At 35.1% G+C, this 21,628-nt stretch carries 21 protein-coding genes and 1 other RNA gene; 19 read left to right on the top strand and 3 right to left on the bottom strand.

Going from position 1 to position 21,628, the window contains the following annotated elements; genetic code table 11:
* Positions 1-219: 219 nt before the first annotated feature.
* Genes GQ596_RS04250 through GQ596_RS04235 form a run of 4 tightly spaced genes read left to right on the top strand, consistent with a single transcriptional unit; the run spans position 220 to position 1,999 of the window.
* Positions 220-696 (top strand): prepilin-type N-terminal cleavage/methylation domain-containing protein, encoded by a 477-nt coding sequence (locus GQ596_RS04250; protein ID WP_160400439.1) that lies wholly within the window; start codon positions 220-222, stop codon positions 694-696.
* Complete coding sequence (locus GQ596_RS04245; RefSeq protein WP_160400438.1) at positions 690-1,253, top strand: prepilin peptidase-dependent protein; 564 nt, start codon at positions 690-692, stop codon at positions 1,251-1,253. The genes GQ596_RS04250 and GQ596_RS04245 overlap by 7 nt, the downstream gene beginning before the upstream one ends.
* On the top strand, positions 1,237-1,677 hold the full coding sequence (locus GQ596_RS04240) for a DUF2509 family protein (RefSeq protein WP_160400437.1): 441 nt from the start codon (positions 1,237-1,239) through the stop codon (positions 1,675-1,677). Before GQ596_RS04245 ends, GQ596_RS04240 begins: the two co-directional genes overlap by 17 nt.
* Positions 1,670-1,999 carry a prepilin-type N-terminal cleavage/methylation domain-containing protein gene (locus tag GQ596_RS04235; protein ID WP_160400436.1) on the top strand — a complete coding sequence of 110 codons (330 nt, stop codon included), beginning with the start codon at positions 1,670-1,672 and terminating at the stop codon, positions 1,997-1,999. Before GQ596_RS04240 ends, GQ596_RS04235 begins: the two co-directional genes overlap by 8 nt.
* Positions 2,000-2,020: 21 nt before the next feature.
* On the opposite strand, the gene GQ596_RS04230 is transcribed toward GQ596_RS04235, so the two are convergent.
* The gene (locus GQ596_RS04230; protein WP_160400435.1) at positions 2,021-2,770 is read right to left on the bottom strand and encodes an alpha/beta fold hydrolase; all 750 of its coding nucleotides are present in this window, start codon (positions 2,768-2,770) and stop codon (positions 2,021-2,023) included.
* Between the two features lie 135 nt (positions 2,771-2,905).
* Between GQ596_RS04230 and GQ596_RS04225 the strand changes: the two genes are divergently transcribed.
* The 15 genes from GQ596_RS04225 (at position 2,906) to GQ596_RS04155 (ending at position 20,141) form a co-directional block, all read left to right on the top strand.
* On the top strand, positions 2,906-4,852 hold the full coding sequence (locus tag GQ596_RS04225; protein WP_160400434.1) for an exoribonuclease II: 1,947 nt from the start codon (positions 2,906-2,908) through the stop codon (positions 4,850-4,852).
* Between the two features lie 192 nt (positions 4,853-5,044).
* Positions 5,045-5,284: a YecH family metal-binding protein gene (locus tag GQ596_RS04220; protein ID WP_202113735.1), complete on the top strand. Its 240-nt coding sequence runs from the start codon at positions 5,045-5,047 to the stop codon at positions 5,282-5,284.
* A 200-nt stretch (positions 5,285-5,484) separates the two neighbouring features.
* A complete protein-coding gene (locus GQ596_RS04215; protein WP_160400433.1) occupies positions 5,485-6,147 on the top strand; it encodes a hypothetical protein in 663 nt (220 codons plus the stop codon).
* A 14-nt stretch (positions 6,148-6,161) separates the two neighbouring features.
* Positions 6,162-7,724 (top strand): glucan biosynthesis protein G, encoded by a 1,563-nt coding sequence (locus GQ596_RS04210; protein WP_160400432.1) that lies wholly within the window; start codon positions 6,162-6,164, stop codon positions 7,722-7,724.
* Between the two features lie 21 nt (positions 7,725-7,745).
* Positions 7,746-10,106, top strand: a complete 2,361-nt coding sequence (gene mdoH, locus GQ596_RS04205; RefSeq protein ID WP_160400431.1) for a glucans biosynthesis glucosyltransferase MdoH — start codon at positions 7,746-7,748, stop codon at positions 10,104-10,106.
* Between the two features lie 61 nt (positions 10,107-10,167).
* Positions 10,168-11,142: an elongation factor P--(R)-beta-lysine ligase gene (gene epmA, locus GQ596_RS04200; RefSeq protein WP_160400430.1), complete on the top strand. Its 975-nt coding sequence runs from the start codon at positions 10,168-10,170 to the stop codon at positions 11,140-11,142.
* A 2-nt stretch (positions 11,143-11,144) separates the two neighbouring features.
* Complete coding sequence (gene rmuC, locus GQ596_RS04195) at positions 11,145-12,500, top strand: DNA recombination protein RmuC (RefSeq protein ID WP_160400429.1); 1,356 nt, start codon at positions 11,145-11,147, stop codon at positions 12,498-12,500.
* 173 nt (positions 12,501-12,673) lie between these two features.
* Positions 12,674-12,919, top strand: coding sequence for an exodeoxyribonuclease VII small subunit (gene xseB, locus GQ596_RS04190; protein WP_160400428.1), 246 nt, complete (start codon positions 12,674-12,676; stop codon positions 12,917-12,919).
* Complete coding sequence (gene ispA / locus GQ596_RS04185; RefSeq protein ID WP_160400427.1) at positions 12,906-13,781, top strand: (2E,6E)-farnesyl diphosphate synthase; 876 nt, start codon at positions 12,906-12,908, stop codon at positions 13,779-13,781. Before xseB ends, ispA begins: the two co-directional genes overlap by 14 nt.
* A 27-nt stretch (positions 13,782-13,808) precedes the next feature.
* Complete coding sequence (gene dxs / locus GQ596_RS04180) at positions 13,809-15,665, top strand: 1-deoxy-D-xylulose-5-phosphate synthase (RefSeq protein WP_160400426.1); 1,857 nt, start codon at positions 13,809-13,811, stop codon at positions 15,663-15,665.
* 7 nt (positions 15,666-15,672) lie between these two features.
* The gene (zapA, locus tag GQ596_RS04175) at positions 15,673-15,957 is read left to right on the top strand and encodes a cell division protein ZapA (RefSeq protein ID WP_160400425.1); all 285 of its coding nucleotides are present in this window, start codon (positions 15,673-15,675) and stop codon (positions 15,955-15,957) included.
* A gap of 65 nt (positions 15,958-16,022) precedes the next feature.
* Positions 16,023-16,204, top strand: a non-coding RNA gene (gene ssrS, locus GQ596_RS04170) — 6S RNA.
* 31 nt (positions 16,205-16,235) lie between these two features.
* Entirely contained in the window at positions 16,236-16,781 is a 546-nt protein-coding gene (locus GQ596_RS04165; protein WP_160400424.1) for a 5-formyltetrahydrofolate cyclo-ligase, read from the top strand.
* 280 nt (positions 16,782-17,061) lie between these two features.
* Complete coding sequence (locus GQ596_RS04160; RefSeq protein WP_160400423.1) at positions 17,062-18,522, top strand: catalase; 1,461 nt, start codon at positions 17,062-17,064, stop codon at positions 18,520-18,522.
* Positions 18,523-19,727: 1,205 nt separating this feature from the next.
* Positions 19,728-20,141 (top strand): ester cyclase, encoded by a 414-nt coding sequence (locus GQ596_RS04155; RefSeq protein ID WP_160400422.1) that lies wholly within the window; start codon positions 19,728-19,730, stop codon positions 20,139-20,141.
* A gap of 83 nt (positions 20,142-20,224) precedes the next feature.
* Here the strand turns inward: GQ596_RS04155 and GQ596_RS04150 are convergent, their stop codons facing one another.
* Positions 20,225-20,836 (bottom strand): hypothetical protein, encoded by a 612-nt coding sequence (locus GQ596_RS04150; RefSeq protein WP_160400421.1) that lies wholly within the window; start codon positions 20,834-20,836, stop codon positions 20,225-20,227.
* Between the two features lie 12 nt (positions 20,837-20,848).
* The gene (gene rlmB, locus GQ596_RS04145; RefSeq protein ID WP_160400420.1) at positions 20,849-21,601 is read right to left on the bottom strand and encodes a 23S rRNA (guanosine(2251)-2'-O)-methyltransferase RlmB; all 753 of its coding nucleotides are present in this window, start codon (positions 21,599-21,601) and stop codon (positions 20,849-20,851) included.
* Between the last annotated feature and the right edge of the window lie 27 nt (positions 21,602-21,628).

Here is a 21,628-nt window from a genome sequence, read left to right as displayed (position 1 = left end):
TGAAAACGGAAAAACAAAAACTTCAATAAAATCAATACCTTTTCTGACCGCTTTTTGGCGTAATTTTTAAATAAACCTTTCATCAAAACAAAAAGAAAAGTATTAACGAAAAAAACACAATTTATTTGAGCAATGTATCACAAATCAAGAATAAAAAATAATCAATTGTTTTATTCAAATATACTCTACAACCATTGTGATATATACCAAGACAATATTATGCAAGATTTGGGATTTTCATTACTAGAATTGTTAATAACTATCTGCATTAGCGCTATTTTAGCCGCTATTGGCATTCAACATTGGAAAGAGCAACAACTTCGAAATGAGTTAGCATCCACAACTAAACAGTTGGCTTATTTTATATATGAAGTTCAAGTAAAAGCTTCAACTAAAAATGAAAATTATATTATTCACCAATTTACATCACCATGGTGCATCGCAATTACTCAAGATGAAAAACCCACCTCGTGTAATGAAGGTGTGCTTTATTTTATAAAACCAGATAATTCTGTTGAAATTAGTGAACTATCAAACAATAAAGACGCTTTAATTTTAGGACGCCGTAACTTAGCACAAACGATGTCTTTTCAATTAAAAAATAAAATAGGTACCAGCAGAGTTTTTGTTTCCTTTCTTGGGCGCATTCGTTTTTGCGCAGAAAACAGTCATATAGCTGGCCTACCACCATGTTAAAAATAGCTGGATTTTCCTTATTTGAAATGCTTATTAGCATCATATTATCTAGCCTTATTATTATGGGAATGACGTCATTTTATATTCAATTACAAACCAATATTATGCAATATTACCAAAAAACACGTTTACAGCAGGCAATCGATCTTGGATTAGCTGGCATGAAAAAAGATATCAAGCGAGCAGGTTTTATTGCAAATGATCCTCAAAAAATGACAACCAAAGCGATTGAAATTAATGAACGGATGAAATGTATTATCCTTCGATATGACAGTGAAATCCGCAATTCTTGGGTTTGGAACATTGAAAACCCCATGAAATCAGATGTTTTTACCTATCGCTATAAAGAAAACAACATAGCCTATAGAACAGGATCATTAAATTGTTTTGGGAACAAGTGGGAAAATTTATTTGATTCAAATGAAATCAAAATTACCTATTTTGCAATAAAACAACTGCCTGATGCGATTAGATTATCAATTACAGCAGAATTAATAAAAAATAAGCAAATTAAATATCACACCACTGAAATTATCAAAAATGAAAATCGATTTTAACTCAAACCCCGCCTCGTCTGGATTTAGCACCATTATGATGATGATCATTTTGATGGTTGTTGGGTTGGTGTTATTAATTGGTTTCAATTTACTTATTTGCTCGTGGCAAAAAGCCATCTTAATAGAAAATCAATATTATCGGCAATTTAATCAAGCTAATTCATCTTTAACTTGGGCAATAACTCAAAATTGGCAAGCCCCTAAGGCTAATTGGCATTGTATGACCGAACCAACGTACCATTTAAAGGCCTGTATAAAGCGATCTTTATTAAAAGTTGATAATTATGTATTAGTCCGAGGCGAAGCCGAAGATGAAGACTATTTTCTATATACGCTTGCACATTTTGATAATAATCGATTGATTGTTGAAAAAGGCCATTGGCTCGACTATTGCCCTGAAAAAAAGGCTATTTATTGTGAATAATAAAAATTTTGCTGGCTTTAGTCTGATTGAAGTCATGATAGCTACACTACTATTTTCAATTATTATGTTGGGTTTTATTAATTACCAACAAACATTACTCAATAAACATCGCTATTTTGCCAACAATCTACGTGCCAATAAAATTGCGTTTCAGCTACTTGATAGTTATCCCTATACTAGCCACAAAATTATCCCTTCTGGTTGGCAATATAAGATCACAAACAAAATCTATAATGCCCAGTGTAAAATGGTGGTGATAACAGTTAGCACACCGAATAAACAAGTCGTCAAGCAACAGCGCTTTTTTTGTGATTTACATTAATATTTATCAATTAAACATCATTTAGTCACCTAACCAGTTATGCAAAAGTTGTAAAACTTGTTGCGTTTTTTCGGCGTGGACATTGTGCCCTGCGCCTTCAACCACTTCGATTTTCGCGTTAGGAAATTGATCAAAAATAGCTTGATAAGCATCATCCGTAATATAAGTTGAATTGCCACCTCGTATAAATAACGTTGGTTTTAACCAAGGCGAAATTATTTGCCAATCACAAATATGTTCATACTGATCATTAATAGCTTGAACATTAAATAACCAACGTTCATTTTTAAACGACTTTAATAAAAAAAGAATGATTGCATCATTAATGCCGGCTTGTTTCATCAAATCCATGATCTGTTTTTTATCGGTAATATGGTTTGTAAGACAATAAGTTAATACTCTTAGAATAATCGCATTGGCTGAGCGGTAATATTTTATCGGCGCAATATCAATTGCGGCTATTTTTTGAATATCATTAGAGAGCAGTTGTGACAATCGCAAAGCAACCTTTCCGCCCATAGAATGACCAATTAATATCATCTCTTTTAACTTTAAATCATGACAAAGTTCGGCCACATCTTCGGCCATCACTTGATAGTCCATTTTATCAGACCAAGGCGAATACCCATGATTACGCAAATCAACTTGCACGGTTTGATAATGCTTTGCAAACTCTTTTGCTAGCATATTTAAATTATCTAAACTACCAAAAACCCCATGCAAAAATACAATCGGTTGTCCATTACCCTGTAATCTATAGTTTAATTTCATATTTTAATTCAACTCATTATTTAAGTGGCATTATTATACGTCTATTTTCAATACCATCACCGATTAATTCAATAACCATAATTTGTATAAATATGATAGAATTTAACACCAACTTTTTAACTAGTGTTAAGCCATATGTTTCAAAATAACCCTCTACTTGCACAATTAAAACAAGAACTCCACGAACAGACCCCTCGCATTGAAGGTATTGTTCGAGCTCATGAAAAAGGATTTGGTTTTTTAGATACCGATAGTAAAAAAAGTTATTTTATCCCAGTTGCTAAAATGAAAACGGTTTGTAATGGCGACAAAATTTCAGGATCAATTATCAGTAATAACGATAAAGAATTTTTTGAACCCGAATTATTGATCGAAAGTAGCTTACAAAAATTTATTGGCAAAATAGGCTTTCAAGATCGTGCAATGGTTGTTTACCCTGAAAACATGCCTACTCATTTTGCTATTCGTTGCAAAATAAACGAGCAGGTTAGTGAAAAACTAAAAGAAGGCGATTGGGTTGTTGCAACGTTACTTTCTCATCCTTTACAAAAAGAAACTAAACATTTTTTTGCCGAGGTTACTCGTTTTGTTGCCGACGGTAATTCACCTTATCAACTTTGGTTAAAAACTCTAGCACGCTATGATTTAGAAACACATTCCCCTCAAGCCAATGAATTAACTATTAGTGATACAGAACTTGATAACCGTCAAGATTTAACCGATATTCACTTTTTTACCATCGATAGTGAAAACACCGAAGATATGGATGATGCTATTGCGGTTTCTAAAGATGAACAGGGTTTTTATCAACTAATGGTTGCTATCGCTGATCCTACAGCTTATATCTTACAAGATAGCAAACTTGATAACGTGGCCAAAACTAGGAATTTTACCACTTATTTACCTGATTTTAATATCCCTATGCTTCCCAAAGAGCTCGCCAATGAACTCTGTTCATTAAAGGCCAATCAAAAACGCCCTGCAATGATCTGTAAAATGCGCATTGACAATATTGGCAATATTATTAACGATGATACAACCTTTATGCCGGCTTGGATCGAATCAAAGGCTAAGCTAGTTTACAATAATGTTTCTGATTTTTTAGAAAATAATGGCGAATTGGCAACCAGTGACCCTACTATTAAACAGCAACTTCATTGGTTAGCTGACTTAGCTAAAATTCGTATCACATGGCGACAAAACCATGCATTGGTTTTTAAAGATAACGGTGATTATTGTTTTGAACTAGATGAAAACCGCCAAGTAAAATCAATAATTAAAGAAACTCGTCGAATTGCTAATCATATCGTTGAAGAGGCCATGGTTCTTGCCAATCAGGCTTTAACGTTACAATTACAAACTAACATTGGTTTTGGGATTTTTAATATTCATTCTGGTTTTGATAATAAATATATCGAGCAAGTCGTAAAATTTTTAAACGACAACGGAATTTCTGAATTTGATAAAGAATCGCTATTATCCTTTGACGGTTATATTAAATTACGACGTATTATAGATAATGAACCATTTTTAGCAACCAAGCTTCGTAAGTTCCAAAGTCCTGCTGATTTTTCAATTGAACCACAACCCCATTTTGGCTTGGGCTTTGATGCCTATGCAACATGGACATCACCAATACGTAAATATGGCGATATGGTTAACCATCGATTAATAAAAGCATATATCCGCTCACAAGAATTAACTACGCCAGATAAAGAGCACCTAAAAAGTATGAATGAAAGGCGTAAAATGTTACGGCTTGCTGAACGTGATATGACCGAAAACCTTTATGCTCAATATTTAGCAAATAAAATCGATCAAAGTTACTCGGCTGAAATTGTCGATATCAATCGTGGCGGGGCACGTGTACGTTTATGCGATATCGGTGCCTTTGCTTTTGTGCCAATTTCAATGATTCACCCAATCAAGGAAGAGATTACACCATATCCAGATGAAGGCACTATCAAAATAAAAGATGAGGTGTGTTATAAACTTGCTGATATCGTTACTGTTATTATTCGCCAAGTTAAAAACCAAAATCAATCAATCATCGCCAAGTTTGCTGATGAAGGTAAAAAATAAGTTTATTTTTATCTGAACTTACAGACTTTACCACCACTGCTTGCCCCGATATAAATCAGGGCAAGTCAAACCCAAATTAACAATATTTTTTAATCTTTCCCCCCCTTTTTTTTATTAAAAATATCTGCTATCTTTCACGGCTCAAAATGATAAATTTTAAAATCTAAATCAACAACAACTTGGGGGGCGATAATGTCAATTCATGGACATGAAGTATTGCATATGATGGACGGAAATAGTTACACGGAAGCTTCCTTACTTAATGCTATCAACGACAAGTTTGGAGCAGATGCAAGGTTTCATACTTGTTCTCAGTCTGACATGAATGCTGAGCAACTTATTGCCTTTTTAAAAGCAAAAGGTAAATTTAAACCTTCTGTTGCTCATGAATCTGAATTTACAGTAGATAATAAAAAAATATGTAAACATTAAAAAAGCAACTATACCTAATATATAATACGCTTTTTATAAATTTAGTTTAATCTGCTAGTGTTTTTGAAACAATAAGAGTATATAATTTTTCGCAACAATAGTCGTTAGTCGTATTATTATGGCTAATAATGCATGATATTAATAGTAAAGTTATTTACTTTAAAAATTATATTCAAGAATATGTTCATGGAATTTGATAAATGAAAATAAGTAATATCCTTGTATGCGCCATTGTTTCTATTCTTGTGGCAAGTTGTGCAAAAAAAATTTCACCAATAAAAAACAAAGAAACAATATCACAGGTGGATCAGATATCTTTATTAAAACAACAAACAGAAATAAATAACCCTTATATTGTTGATGCAAAAAATAAATTAATTCAATTTGTTGGTAGCAAAAACTTTGATAACTATATCATCAAGCATGGCATTTTAAATTGTCAAGGCGATAATAACCAATCGTCCTGTGTTTTGAACTTTTACTTAAGTGAATATTATAAGTTAAAATATGATATGCAACTTAAAAAGTGGGTAGAAGAAAACCAAGCCCAACACGATATTGAATTGAATAAAATAAAGGCAACTGAAAACAATATTAAAAACTATTGTCAATCCTCGGCTGATTTTATTGAAGCAATTTATACAAAAGATACAGATAAAATAACACAGTATTTTCAACCGAAATTTAAAATGTCTGCTCAAGATATATTATCCTTACAAACAAAAGTAACCAAGGATAACTATTCTCTATTTTTGATCGAAGAAAACCCTAGCATCCTTCAAGAAATGAAAGTTGATTATGTTGAAGAATGCTTGAATAACCCAAAAGATAATATTATCAACTACTTTAATATTTTTAGATAATAATGCGAGTCTTTATGTACAATTTATTACCCAATAATTCGTTTAATAAAAAACTAATTTACAAGGCGCTTTGTGTGGCTTGCGTTTCTTGCATTAGCTTTTCTTCGTGGGCTTTTTCGTTTGATGATGTGATTGCAAAAGCTGAAAAATTATCAAAAAAAAATTACGTTCAACCGTCTAAAAATATTCCCAATGAATTGTCATCTTTACAATTTGCGGATTATCAAAAAATTCTATTTAATCATCAAAAGGCTTATTGGGGAGATCGAAAGAGCCGTTTTAAACTTGAATTTTATCACGAAGGAATGTACTTTGATATTCCAATAAAAATCAATGAAATTGTTGATAATCAAGTTAACCCAATCCAATATGACCCTAGCTATTTTGATCTAAGCCAAATCAATCTTGATAAACTTGAAACTAAAGACCTTGGCTTTGCAGGCTTTAAAATTCATTATCCAATCAATAACCCAACAAAAACTGACGATGAAATATTTTCAGCTCTCGGAGGTAGTTATTTTCGTGCCGTAGGTAAAGATCAACACTATGGTCTTTCAGCTAGAGGGCTTGCCATTGATACGGGGGAAATGTCGGGTGAAGAGTTCCCTCGTTTTAAAGAGTATTGGATTGAAAGACCGCAAGCCAATCAAAAACACTTAGTTATTTATGCTTTGCTCGACTCACCAAGTGTCACCGGTGCTTATAAAATTACACTGATTCCAAGTGTGGATACGACTATCACAATGCAAGCAAAAATCTTTTTCCGTAATTCGGTAAAAAAATTGGGTATTGCTCCATTAACTAGTATGTTTTTATTTGGACCTAATCAACCCTCTCCATTACTAAACTATCGTCCAGCTATGCATGATTCTAATGGTCTGTCAATTTTAGCTAATAATAACGAGTGGATCTGGCGTCCATTAAATAATCCTAAGCGTTTATCGTTTTCATCCTATAGCTTAGAGAACCCCAAAGCGTTCGGTTTAATTCAGCGAGATAAAGGCTTTGATGATTATCAAGATCTTGATGATCACTATGAAAAACGACCAAGTGTCTGGACTGAAATTTTGGGAAATTGGGGAAAAGGTCGAGTTGAATTAGTTGAAATTCCAACCGCTGACGAAACTAACGATAATATCGTTGCATTTTGGGTGCCTGAAAAGCAATACAAAGAGGGCGATATGCTTGACATAAAATATCGCTTACATTATTCATTAAATGAAAATAAGCGTTATCCTAACGATGTTGCAAGAGCGGTTAGCACACGTTTATCGCTTGGTGATATAAAACAAGCCAACCTGATTCGTAAACTTGACGGTTCTAATGCTTATGTAATCGACTTTGCAGGCCCTGAGTTATCAGAAAAATTGCCAGTTAAAGTAATTTCAAGTATGAACAATGGTTCTATAGTCAGTTCTGAGGCACAATATAATCCGGAAATTAAAGGCTGGCGGGTCATTGTTCGCTTCAATGTTGAAGACAGTAAAAAAGCAACTGATATTCGCGTGCAACTCGCTTCGCAAGAAACCAATAAAGTGATTTCTGAAACGTGGAGTGGGCAATATCCCGCACAATAATTATTATAATATGATAAAAATATGAAAAAAGATTACTTTGCCAATCTTTCTGACGCTGAGCTTTGGCGTCAGAAATCAGAAAACAATGCAATATCGCCTGACGATGTCAATTTTTTAAAATATCGTTTAAATCAAGTCGGTGACACGACTTCTTTTATTGATGAGCGAAGGCAACAGCCAAGTTACCCTGAAGTTGACCGTGTTTCAATTCAACCTCAAATCTGGAACCAACGCTATACCGCCAAGTCAAAACATGGCATCAATATTCTTGCCATCATTCGTCGTCTTATTATGTTTGCACTTATTGCCGTACAAACATATTACGGAACCACTTACCTTGCTTCTTTACTACCTTATCAAAGTTGGCAAAAAATCAATTTTATGGCCAATTGGGATATCAATCCTGAATTAGCCATTTACAGCATAATACCTTATATTATACAAGGTGCAATTATAGTCCTATTTGCTATTTTATTTTTCTGGATTTCAATTGGTTTTTGGACCAGCATTATGGGGCTAATATTAGCGGTAATGGGTAAAGACCGTTATACTATTGCTATTTCTAATGATCCGGCATCACATATTGATACTAAACATCGAACCGCACTTGTTATGCCAATTTGCAATGAAGATGTCGCTCGAGTATTTGCGGGATTGCAAGCCACTTATCAATCCTTGGTTGAAACAGGTCATGCGGCTTGTTGTGATTTTTATATTTTAAGTGATACAAATGATCCCGATCTTTATGTAAACGAACTTAAAGCATGGGCTGAATTTAATGCGACAAAACAACAAAATGGCTGCAATATTTTTTATCGTCATCGCAAACGCCGAGTTAAACGTAAAAGTGGTAATATTGATGATTTTTGCCGTCGTTGGGGGCATCAATACGAATACATGATGATCCTTGATGCCGACAGCATTATGACAGGTGATTGTATATTAAAAATGATCGCCATGATGGAAATGAACCCTAAAGCCGGCATTTTGCAATCACCGCCAAAATCGGTCAGAATGACGACACTTTACGGAAGGATTCAGCAATTTGCCAACCAGATTTATAGTGATATATTTTGCTCTGGCACACACTTTTGGCAGCTAAGCGAAGCACAATATTGGGGACACAATGCAATGATTCGCTTAAAACCTTTTATTGAGCATTGCATACTATCGCCACTGCAAAAACGAAAAGGTCCAATACACATCTTATCGCACGATCTGGTTGAAGCAACACTAATGCGCCGTGCTGGTTATGGCGTTTGGATTGCTTATAATATGAATGGTAGTTACGAAGAACTACCTGGTAATATGATTGAAGATCTTAAACGTGATAACCGCTGGTGTATGGGTAACTTAATCAATCTAAGACTAATCTTTAAAAGTGGCATAAAATTAACACACCGAGTCATGTTTGCAACCAGTGGTATGGCGTATATTTCATCATTATTGTGGTTAGTGTTTTTAATATTTTCAACACTATTGTTATTGGTATTTAATATTTCTGAGCCTCAATATTTTTTCCAACCAAACCAATTTTATCCAACTTGGCCTAGATGGGATGAACAATTGGCGATTCAGCTACTGTCCACCACCATGGTTTTGCTATTTGCACCAAAATTCTTTAGCTATGGCATTATTATAGCCCGAACTGGGGCAAAAGATGTTGGTGGCATATTTAAATTAACTTTATCAATATTTATTGAAATGATTTGGTCAATGATCTTAGCACCAATACGTATGATCTTTCATAGTAAATTTGTACTTAAAGCATGGATGGGAAGTAAAATTCAATGGAAATCACCATCTCGAAGTGACGATGCATTAACATGGGGCGAGTCATTTTATTTTTGTTGGCCACTATCATTATTAGGTATTGTGTGGTTATGGGTGATTATCTGGTTAAATCCACAATTTACTTATTGGTATATTGCCATATTAATACCTTTAACTATTTCCCCTTTAGTGATTAGAGTATCAGGACTTTCAAGTATTGGTATGAAAGCCCAAAAATTAGGATTATTTTTAACACCGGAAGAAACCCACCCTGCAAAAGCAGTCACACTGACGGGTGAATATCTAGTTAAAACCGAAGCGGCTTTTATGCAACACGGTTTTGTGATGGCGTTAGTCGATCCTATCTATAATGCGCTTGCTTGTGCATTATCAACATCACGGCATCGAGTTAATAATAAAAACCAACAAAAACGCAATGAGCTTATTGCTCAGTATCAACAAATAGATTTAGAAAAAATAAGTAAAGAACAACAGTTAGCGATTTTAGAAGATCCTATTATTCTTTCAACTTTACATCGTCATATTTGGCAACAGCAAGAAAAATACGACAATCTATTCACTTTATGGCAAAATGAACGCCAACAATAAAAAATAGGGCTATTGCCCTATTTTCTTTTTTAGTAATAATCAAATTCCATGGATATTTTTTATGACTTGGCAACCTTCTGCATCTATTAACAATTTACTTAAGCGCGCAAAAATTACTTCTCAAGTACGGCAATTTTTTGCTGATCGCTGTATATTAGAAGTCGAAACGCCGACCTTAAGCCAATATGCTGTAACAGACGTATATTTAAGTTCTTTCCACACTACATATTTAAAACCAGGGGAACTCGACGAACAACAAGGGCAAAAAATGTCATTAATTACTAGCCCTGAATACCATATGAAACGTTTACTTGCCGCTGGTAGTGGTCCTATTTATCAAATATGCAAATGTTTCCGCAATCATGAAGAAACCAGTCGTTATCATAATCCTGAATTTACCATGCTTGAATGGTATCGTATCCAATTTGATATGATGCAAATGATCAATGAAGTCGATGACTTACTACAAACCATTCTAGATTGTGAACCTGCTGAACGAATTTCTTATCAAAAGGCATTTCAGCGTCATCTTAATATCGACCCTTTAGAAGCGGATCATACAACGTTAATCAATGCTGCCAAACAACTTGATATTGGGATTAATACAGATAGTTATGATAAAGATGGATTACTCCAATGCTTATTTACTTTTGGCGTTGAACCCCATATAGGTAAAGATAAACCTGTTGCAGTATTTAACTTTCCGGCATCACAAGCCGCATTAGCCGCTATCAGCACAGAAGATCATCGTGTTGCTAGCCGTTTTGAGTTTTATTATAAAGGTGTTGAACTTGCCAATGGTTTTAAAGAACTCACTAACCCACAAGAACAACGCATGCGTTTTGAACAAAATAATTTAGATCGCGCTAACCAAAATCTACCGCCACAAAATATTGATATTGAGCTACTAGCCGCAATGGAAGCAGGACTACCAGACTGTGCAGGCGTTGCCGTAGGGTTAGATCGTTTAATTATGCTCGCCTTAGAAAGCAACAACTTAGATGACGTCATTTCATTTACTTTTGAAAGGGCTTAATCATGTTCAGCACTTTAGGACTAAGTGGATGGTTTACCATTATTATTGGCATTTTCGCCTTAATTTTATTGGTGTTAATTATAAAGTCTCAACTAACGATTAATAATTTACATCAACTGTTTGATCTGCAATTGTTACAAAAAAAGGAAGAAAACCAAACTTTAACAACTCAAGTAAAACAATTAGAGCATGAGTTAGAACTGTATCGACAACAGAATTTGGCACAAAACGTCAAAATTAGCGAACTCAAAACTCGTTTAGAAGAAACATTAAGTGCAACACAAGAACGTCAAACTATACTAGAACAAAGCGAACAACGGCTTACGACTCAATTTGAAAACCTGGCCAATCGTATTTTTGAACACAGTGGTAAAAAGATTGAACAACAAAATAAACAGAGCCTTGATTTTTTACTTTCACCACTTAAAGAGCAGTTAGAAGGTTTCAAAAAACAAGTTCAAGATAGTTTTGGGCAAGAAGCTAAAGAACGCCACACATTAACCCATGAAATTCGTAACTTGCAACAGCTTAATGAACAAATGAGCAAAGAAGCAACCAACCTAACCAATGCATTAAAAGGCAATAACAAAACCCAAGGAAACTGGGGAGAATTCATCTTAAGCCAGATTTTAGATAATTCAGGATTGCGCTCAGGTTATGAATATGAAACTCAAGTCAACTTAACCAATGAAAGCAACCAACGATTACAGCCTGATGTCATTGTTCATTTACCGCAAGGCGGTGACGTGGTTATTGACTCCAAAGTCACCTTAGTCGCCTATGAACGACATTTTAATAGTGATGACGAAACCGTCAAAGCAAAAGCGATGACTGAACATTTAGCTGCGGTCCGTAATCATTTAAAACAGCTTAGTCAAAAAGACTACCATAAACTTATTGGTATTAATTCATTAGACTATATTTTGATGTTTATTCCTGTCGAACCTGCATTTTTAAGTGCAATCGATAATGATCCCGCATTAATCAATGATGCCTTAAAAAGTAACATTATGATAGTCAGCCCAACCACCTTGTTAGTTGCATTACGAACTATCCACAATTTATGGCGCTTTGAGTATCAAAACCGTAACGCCGAACTGATTGCTGATAGAGCAAGCAAACTCTACGACAAAATGCGGGGCTTTGTTGAAGATATGGAAAACCTAGGCAGTTGTTTAGACAAAGCACAACAAACTTATCAAAACTCCATGAATAAATTATCAAAAGGTCGTGGCAACGTTATAGGACAAATTGAACGATTCCGTGAAATGGGTATTGAAGTTAAAAAACCGATTAATCCGGACATCGCCTCACTTTCAATGGAAGAGTCAAATAATAAAAATGATGAGAGTGAATAAATCAATTAGTACATTGCTAATGAGTTAACACGCATTGAACCATTTAACTAGTTGTAAATTATATTTTAGCATTACATTATGATAAACATTACATTATGATAAATAAGTAAAAGCCTTGATTCACGATTATTTGAAATAAGTGTATACTCATCGAATGTAAAGAGGAATTGAATATGACCAAAAAACAAGACAAAGAACCAAGTTTCGAAGAGACACTTAAGCAACTTGAAACTATCGTAACTCAACTAGAAAATGGTGATCTTCCATTAGATGAAGCACTAAGTGAGTTTGAAAAAGGAATTAAATTAGCAAAAACAGGACAAAAACAATTACAACAAGCCGAGCAACGCATTCAGATTTTATTATCTGAAAATAGTGACGCCGAACTGTCAGAATTCTTAATTGATGATAATGAATAGTTTAAAACCATTACAACAACGAATTGATTCGTTTTTAACTGCTTGCATGTCGCAAATCGAACCATCCACACTTCAACAAGCAATGGAGTACAGCTTGCTAGCAGGAGGAAAACGAATACGACCTATTTTGGTCTATTTGACAGGTCAAATGTTTAATTGCTCACTTTCTAAATTAGACGAAGCCGCAGCAGCTATCGAATCTATTCATACTTACTCATTGATTCATGATGACTTACCTGCCATGGATAATGACGATTTACGCCGTGGAAAACCAACTTGCCACATCCAATTTGGTGAAGCTGAAGCAATCCTTGCTGGCGATGCTTTGCAAAGTTTAGCCTTTTCGTTGTTGTCAAAAAGTAAGCTCATTGATGCAGAAGCTAAAATTAATATGATAACCGAGCTTGCTCATGCTAGTGGTGTTGCTGGTATGTGCCTTGGACAATCACTAGATTTACAAGCGACACATCAACAAATCGATATTGAACATTTGCAAAAAATACATTGTTATAAAACTGGAGCATTAATCAAAGCATCCATCCGTCTAGGCGCTTTCGCATGCGGTGAAATTGCAAAACCTTATTACCTAATGCTTGATCAGTACGCCGAAGCAATTGGACTGGCATTTCAAATTCAAGATGATATTTTAGATATCATTGGTGAACAATCAATTATGGGCAAACCGAAAGGATCAGACCTTGCTCATGAAAAGAGCACATATCCTGCATTAGTTGGACTTGATAACGCAATAAAACTCACCGAACAACTTTATCGGCAAGCTATCGATAGTCTAAAACAAATACCTTATAATAGTCAGCCACTACAAGAACTGGCTGGTTTTATTATTAATCGAAATAGCTAACAGCTAATTAAAAAATAACATTACATAATGAATTTAGATAATTATCCTTTGTTAAAACAAATAAACTCGCCCAAGGATTTAAGGCAGTTTCCTCAGTCACAGTTATCGGCTATTTGTCGAGAGCTTAGACAATATTTACTAACGTGCGTTAGTCAATCAAGTGGGCATTTAGCATCGGGATTAGGTGTGGTTGAATTAACCACTGCATTGCATTATGTTTATCACACTCCGTTTGATAAAATCATCTGGGATGTAGGTCACCAAGCTTATCCACACAAAATCTTAACGGGTCGCCGAGATCAAATGCTCACTATCCGCCAAAAAGGTGGTTTACACCCGTTTCCTCACCGTAGTGAGAGCGAATATGACGTACTTACCACGGGTCATTCTTCAACTTCGATCAGTGCTGCATTAGGGATTGCAATTAGTGAGCAAAAAAAACAATCAGGGCAAAAAGTAGTAGCCATTATTGGTGACGGCGCATTAACAGCAGGAATGGCATTTGAAGCAATGAATCATGCTGGGCATATCAAATCCGACATGTTAGTGATTGTAAATGACAATGATATGTCAATTTCAGCAAATACTGGTGCGCTTAAACAACATCTAGCTCAAATATTAGCAAGTAAAGCTTACACCTCTTTTCGTGAAAGTGGCAAACGTATGCTAGCAAATATTCCGCCATTAAAAGAGCTCATAAAAAAAACAGAAGAACACTTAAAAGGTTTAGTCACCCCCGCAATATTATTTGAAGAACTTGGTTTTAATTATATTGGCCCTGTTGATGGGCACGATATTGACGCTTTAGTTGCAACCCTACAAAGGGTTCGACAATTAAAAGGCCCACAACTACTTCATGTTATTACCCAAAAAGGTAAAGGCTATGCGCCTGCTGAAAAAGACCCAACATTATGGCATGGCGTCCCCAAATTCAATCCTAACGATGGAATATTACCTACTAGCCAAAAAGTAGCGCCAACTTATTCACAGATTTTTGGCGATTGGCTATGCGAAATAGCGCAAAATGACAAACGTCTAATGGCAATAACGCCAGCAATGAGTGAAGGTTCAGGCATGGTAGAGTTTGCCAATCGTTATCCTGACCAGTTTTTTGATGTTGCGATAGCTGAACAACATGCAGTAACACTTGCCACAGGGTTTGCTATTAGTGATCTAAAACCGGTTGTTGCCATCTATTCAACTTTTTTACAACGTGCTTACGACCAAGTAATACATGATATTGCTATTCAAAACCTACCTGTATTATTTGCCATCGATCGCGCTGGTATTGTAGGTGCCGACGGCGAAACACACCAAGGTGCATTTGACTTAAGTTATTTACGCTGTGTACCCAATATGGTTATCATGACCCCAAGCGATGAAAACGAATGCCGACAAATGCTCTACACAGGCTATTTACATAATGGGCCTGCTGCAGTGCGTTATCCTCGTGGTGAAGGCACTGGTGCACAACTTATGCCATTAACAGCCATTCCATTAGGACAATCTAGATTATGTCGACAAGGGAAAAACATTGCTTTACTAAATTTTGGCACTTTACTTTCAGAAGCTTTACAAGCTGCTGAGCAAATTAATGCTACAGTCATCGATATGCGCTTTGTTAAGCCACTGGATGAAAAAGTCCTTTTGCACATAAGCCAAACTCATAATATACTTGTCACCATTGAAGAAAACAGTATTAAAGGTGGTGCCGGTAGCGGCGTCAATGAATATCTATTATCGAAAAAAATAAAATGTGATATTTTAAATATTGGACTCCCTGATAGGTTTATTCCTCAAGGATCTCAAAGTGAGATAAGACAAGAAATAGGGTTAGATCAAAAACACATTATCGATAAAATTAATAATTTTATGAATCAATAGGTTAAATATGGAAACTCAAGCTGTCACTATTCAAATTTTTGGACGAACATTAAAGTTCAATTGTCCTGTTGATGAAGTCGACGCACTTAATAGTGCCGCAAAAGATTTAGATGCGCGCTTAACAAATTTACGAGAAAAATCGCCTCAGATTAGCAGTGATCAACTTATTATTACTGCAGCACTGAATATTTCTTACGAACTGACAAAAGAAAAACAAAAAAGCAACGAATTTGGCGATCGACTAAAAATGTTACAACAGTTACTTGATTCTGCACTAAATACCAACAATTAACCATTTAAATTGTAAATTTAATACAAATAGTATTGTATGATCTGATAAATTTTGTATCATGATAAACATCTCTGAGATGATCGCGATATGGGTTAGTCCCCTGAGCCGATAATCTTATCTTAAGAACGGAGTGATTTTTAATTGGTGAGTATGCCTTACTTGTAAGGAAACCTAAAAATTAAAACACAATGTTCACCTTGAACCTCGGGTTCAAGGGTTACGACCCTAACGACATCTTGGAGTTTCCTTTCAACCTTTTTCTAAAAGGTAAAAATGGCATGAACATCAGGCAAATAATTCGTCAAAAAAGACGGCAATTATCCTCCACTGAACGCAATATTGCTCAGCAAACGATATATCAACAAATTTTTCACCATCAAGCCATTAATACCGCAAAAAATATTGCCATATTTTTATCATTTGATGGTGAAGTCGAAACAACCCCCATCATTGAATATTTATGGCAACAAAATAAATCTGTCTATTTACCCATTATTCACCCTTTTGTCTCTACACATTTACTCTTTTTAAAATACACTAGTCAAACCCAACTGATTAAAAATAAATTTGGCATATTTGAACCAAAGTTAAACGTATTAGACGTATTACCTAACAACCAACTTGATATCGTTTTTACACCACTAGTTGCTTTTGATCAACGTGGCTATCGAATGGGGATGGGGGGTGGATTTTATGACCGATTACTAGCAAATTACCAAACAAAAAAAATCTTACCTATTGGGCTTGCTTTTGCTTGTCAAAAGGTACAACATATTGACAACAAACCTTGGGATATCAAACTACCCGAAATTATTTACGCTTAAATTTAATAATAACAAATTAAAATAGCTAAAATTTATAACAAGTAGCAATGTGCAAATAATCTAGATTAATATTTTAGTAATAAAACTGATTTTATTCTTAAGGCTAAATGCATTTTTCGAATATAGAAATAATCGAATATAACTTTATTACTATGCACTACTGTTACCATGTACTACTGTTACGACGTACTACCGTTCTAATTCTAATACATAATATTCAAAAGTAATTGAGTCTTTCATATTTAAAAGCTTTTTTAATATAAAATAAAGGAGTGTTGCAATGTCAGACAAAAAAGTACTAACCACTAATAACGGTGCACCAATAGCCGATAACCAAAACTCCCGAACTGCGGGGCCTCGTGGTCCAGTGTTGTTAGATGATTTTCAACTTATCGAAAAACTCGCCCATTTTAACCGTGAAAATATCCCAGAAAGACGAGTTCACGCCAAAGGATCTGGTGCTCATGGCACCTTTACAGTCACCAATGATATCACCAACTATTCTTATGCCAGCTTATTTGCTAATGTTGGCAAAAAAACACCTGTTTTTGCAAGATTTTCAACTGTTGGCGGAGAGCGAGGCTCATCTGACACAGCGCGAGATCCCCGTGGATTTTCAGTAAAATTTTACACAGATCAAGGCAACTGGGATATCGTCGGCAATAATACCCCTGTTTTTTTTATTCGCGATGCAATCAAATTTCCTGATTTTATTCACACTCAAAAGCGTGATCCTAAAACTAATTTAAAAGATCCACAAATGATGTGGGATTTTTGGTCTTTATCGCCAGAATCGCTTCACCAAGTCACTATTCTATTTTCTGACCGTGGTATTCCTGATGGTTACCGGCATATGCATGGTTATGGTAGCCATACTTATAGCTTAATCAATAAAGATGGCATTCGTACTTGGGTAAAATGGCATTTTAGAACCGAACAAGGTATCAAAAATATTCATCCTAAAAAAGCCGCAGAAATGGATGGCACTAATCCAGATTCAGCACAAGAAGATCTATTTAAAGCCATTGAACGTGGTGACTATCCAAAATGGCGACTTTATATACAAGTCATGACCGAAGAACAAGCCAATAACCACCCTGAAAACCCGTTTGATGTCACTAAAGTTTGGTCACAAAAACAATACCCATTAATTGAAGTGGGCGTAATGGAACTAAACCGAAACCCTGAAAACTATTTTGCCGAAGTTGAACAAGCAGCTTTTGAACCAAGTAATGTGGTTCCAGGTACGGGCTTATCACCAGATAAAATGCTTCAAGGACGTGTTTTTGCTTATGCTGATGCGCACCGCTATCGTATTGGAACTAATTATCAACAACTACCAATCAATGCGCCAAAATGCCCTGTGCATAATTATCAACGTGATGGCGCAATGCGTTTTTATACTCCTGATAATGCACCTAACTATGAGCCTAATAGCATCGACAGCGCACCAAAACAGCAACCACAATATGCCGAACCACCAATGCATGTACCTGCAGGCACAATGGACAAGCATGATCATCGTGTTGATGACGATTATTACTCACAACCACGCGCATTATTTAATTTAATGCAGCCTGATCAAAAACAACTGCTTATTGATAATATCGTTGGCTCGATGAAAAACGTCAATCGAGACATTCAAATCAGGCAGCTCAAACACTTCTACAAAGTGCATCCTGATTATGGTTCAGGAATTGCCAAAGGATTAGGCATTAATATAGACCTAATAAAAAATTAGCACTAAAAATAACAATGCCGACTAAACTTAGCCGGCATTTCATTACCTACTGAAAATACATATCGATAATGGCACAACATTTACACAAAAGCTTTCATTCACTAGGCTACACAGTATTGCCATAGCTTATTATTAAATTAGTCAACCGTTATCAAAATGGTTATATTAAGCAATATAACTGCATACAATAAGCAAAAATATTAAATTTATTCTTATTAAATAATCTATTACAACTAAAAATAATAATGAACAATTCCTTTTTATCGTTTATATTGTACATATACAGTTTTAGATAAGTCAGTTAAAAAGATTGAAGATAAAAAGGACTAACCAATGAAAGCCATTAAACTAGCTATTATATTATTGTTTAATTGTGCCGGAGGATTGCTAAGTTATCAATGGTGTTATCGCTTTATCAAAAAACAATACCATACACCTGAATATTATTATTTAATATATTACGGATTGTGTTATTTCTGTTTTATTCTTATTTCAATCTTCATTTTAAACAAAATAAAAAAACCATCAAAACTAGTCATTTGCGGTTTACTTATTGGCATTTTAATTAGCCTTATTTTTATGATTATCCCTCAGTTAATTCACGATCCTTATTTATATCCGCGTTATTTAATTGATTTAATTGGTTTCAGTTTGCTGATCTCAGCATGGATCACGCTTAATTTTATCATATACCCAGCCATTTTATTGTGCTGTCATTACACGATTTTGGGGATTGAAAAAATATATAGCAAAATTAATTTAAACTGACAATCAATTATCAAACCGAATAGATATGCTTTATTCACGCTATCTTGATCTCAAAGATTTGTGCATAGCTGTTTCATCTATTTTGGATGAATATGGATTAAAATAGTGTTGTTTTTCCCTTCATCTTTCGATAAAGCAGTTAAAAAAATTGAAGATAAAAAAAGGCTAATCAATGAAAACCATTAAGCTAATTATTATATTACTGCTTAATTGCATCAGAGGATTGCTAAGTTAGCAATAGTATTATCACTTTCATAAAAACAATATCCAATTGATTATATTTTATTTTTCACAAAATCAATGAAAATTCACCTACCTAATTTACAAATTAGCGAACTCTATAAAAACCACTTTGCAAACCCTTTTTTATTGTGTATCTTTCCCATCTAAAAGAGATCGTCATACCCAATAAGATTTATAGCATAAGGAAAAAAATTATGTCAATCAAAGAAAATAAAATGGCTATACAAAAATTTTTAGAATTTATTAACACAGGGAATGTTGAGTTATCTAAAGAAATAATATCAGAAGATGCCATATTTTATGCACCAACAAGCCCAGAACCATTGAAAGGACCTTCAGGCTATATGTATGTACTAAATATGATGCGAAGCGCTTTTCCTGATATCCAATGGAAACTAGATGAAGTTGTTGCAGAACAAAATATTGTTGCAACTCGCTTCACACTAAACGGCACGCATAAAGGTCATTTTTTTGGAATTGAACCATCAGGAAAGAAAATTGAAGTAACTGCCATGAATTTTTATTATTTTTCAAATGGTAAAATTATCAAAGAATATGGACAACCTGATATATTTGGATTACTAAAGCAAATAGGTGCATTAAATTAATAACCCGTCATTACTTTTAACGTATTAAATATGTTAATGACAACACATTGTGTCACCAAATAAACAATACACCAAAATCCAACTTAACGACGTTTTTTTCGAGCCGTTATTGCTACCAATAACGGGCGATGACACTTATAAATCATGTCAGCAGGTAACATAATTAATTCAGCTAACGGCACTGCCCAATCAGGAATTTCAGTATTTTCAGGGTGTTTATCATCGATGGGGATATCAACAGAATAACGCTGCTCACTGGCAAACAAAGCTTGTTTTTTAGCGATATCCGTATCATCGGCATCGCCGAGCATTTGGCAGTTATCAAGCACTTTTTGAGCGAAAATATCGGGCCAATTGGCTGGTTCATTTTTAAGTTCAACAATCTCAGCGATATGCCGAAGCATATCACGAAATAGCAATAGATAAACCATCTGCAAATTACGACCTGAAAGCTTGGCTAATTGATCATCAGATAATTTATCATTAATAACACCCGGTCCCCATTTAAAAAACAGCGTCTCTTTATACATTTTGATAACAGGTTTAATTGATTTAAATTGTGGCTCAATGAGTTTATCAATTTCACCTGAAAGTTGCATAGTAGGATAACCAACATGATTACGCCCATTAAGATCTCGCTCAGTAAGTGGCTTTTGTTTCTTACGAAATAACAAATTTTTAAGTAATCCAAACATATTAAACCTTTACTATCTATTTTTTTGCCGAACAATCTCAAACAAACACACACCTGTTGCCACCGACACATTAAGCGATGACACAATGCCCGCCATTGGGATGCTAACCAACTCATCGCAGTGTTCTTTAGTTAAACGGCGCATACCTTCACCTTCAGCCCCCATTACCAAAGCAAGTGACGTTGCAGTTGATGTTTTATAAAAATCGGTTTGATAAAGCGTACGCTCAGCTTCACCAGCGGTGCCCACAATCCAAACTTGATACTCGTCTTGCAACATACGCATAGTACGCGCCAAATTGGTCACTCTAACTACAGGTACGCTTTCAGCTGCACCACAGGCAACTTTTTGTGCGGTCGAATTCAGCGGTGCGGAGCGATCTTTTGGCACAATAATAAAATCAACCCCAGCGGCATCAGCAGTACGAATACAAGCACCTAAATTGTGCGGATCGGTCACGCCATCTAAAATTAAAATAACGGGGCTTGGTTGCTGTTCCATTAATAGCGGAATATCGTTTTCTTGATAACCTCGGTTTGGTTTTACCATGGCTAAAATACCTTGGTGTACGCCGTTTTTTGACTTTTCATCTAACCATTGACGATTAGCTATTTTTACAGGCAAGCCAAGCTGCTCTAATTGGCGCACAACAGCAAGAAGGCGTTTATCTTCACGCCCTTTAATAATAAATACTTCAATGATTCTTTCTGGCGAACGTGTTAATAATGCTTCAATGGCATGCAGGCCATAAACTGTTTCACTCATTTATTTGTTACTCTTTTATCTTATTAA

This window comes from Gilliamella sp. Pra-s60, from assembly GCF_009795755.1.
Taxonomy (GTDB): Bacteria; Pseudomonadota; Gammaproteobacteria; order Enterobacterales; family Orbaceae; genus Gilliamella.
The sequence above is the reverse complement of the archived record's forward strand: the minus strand, read 5'-3'. Positions and strand labels throughout refer to the sequence as shown.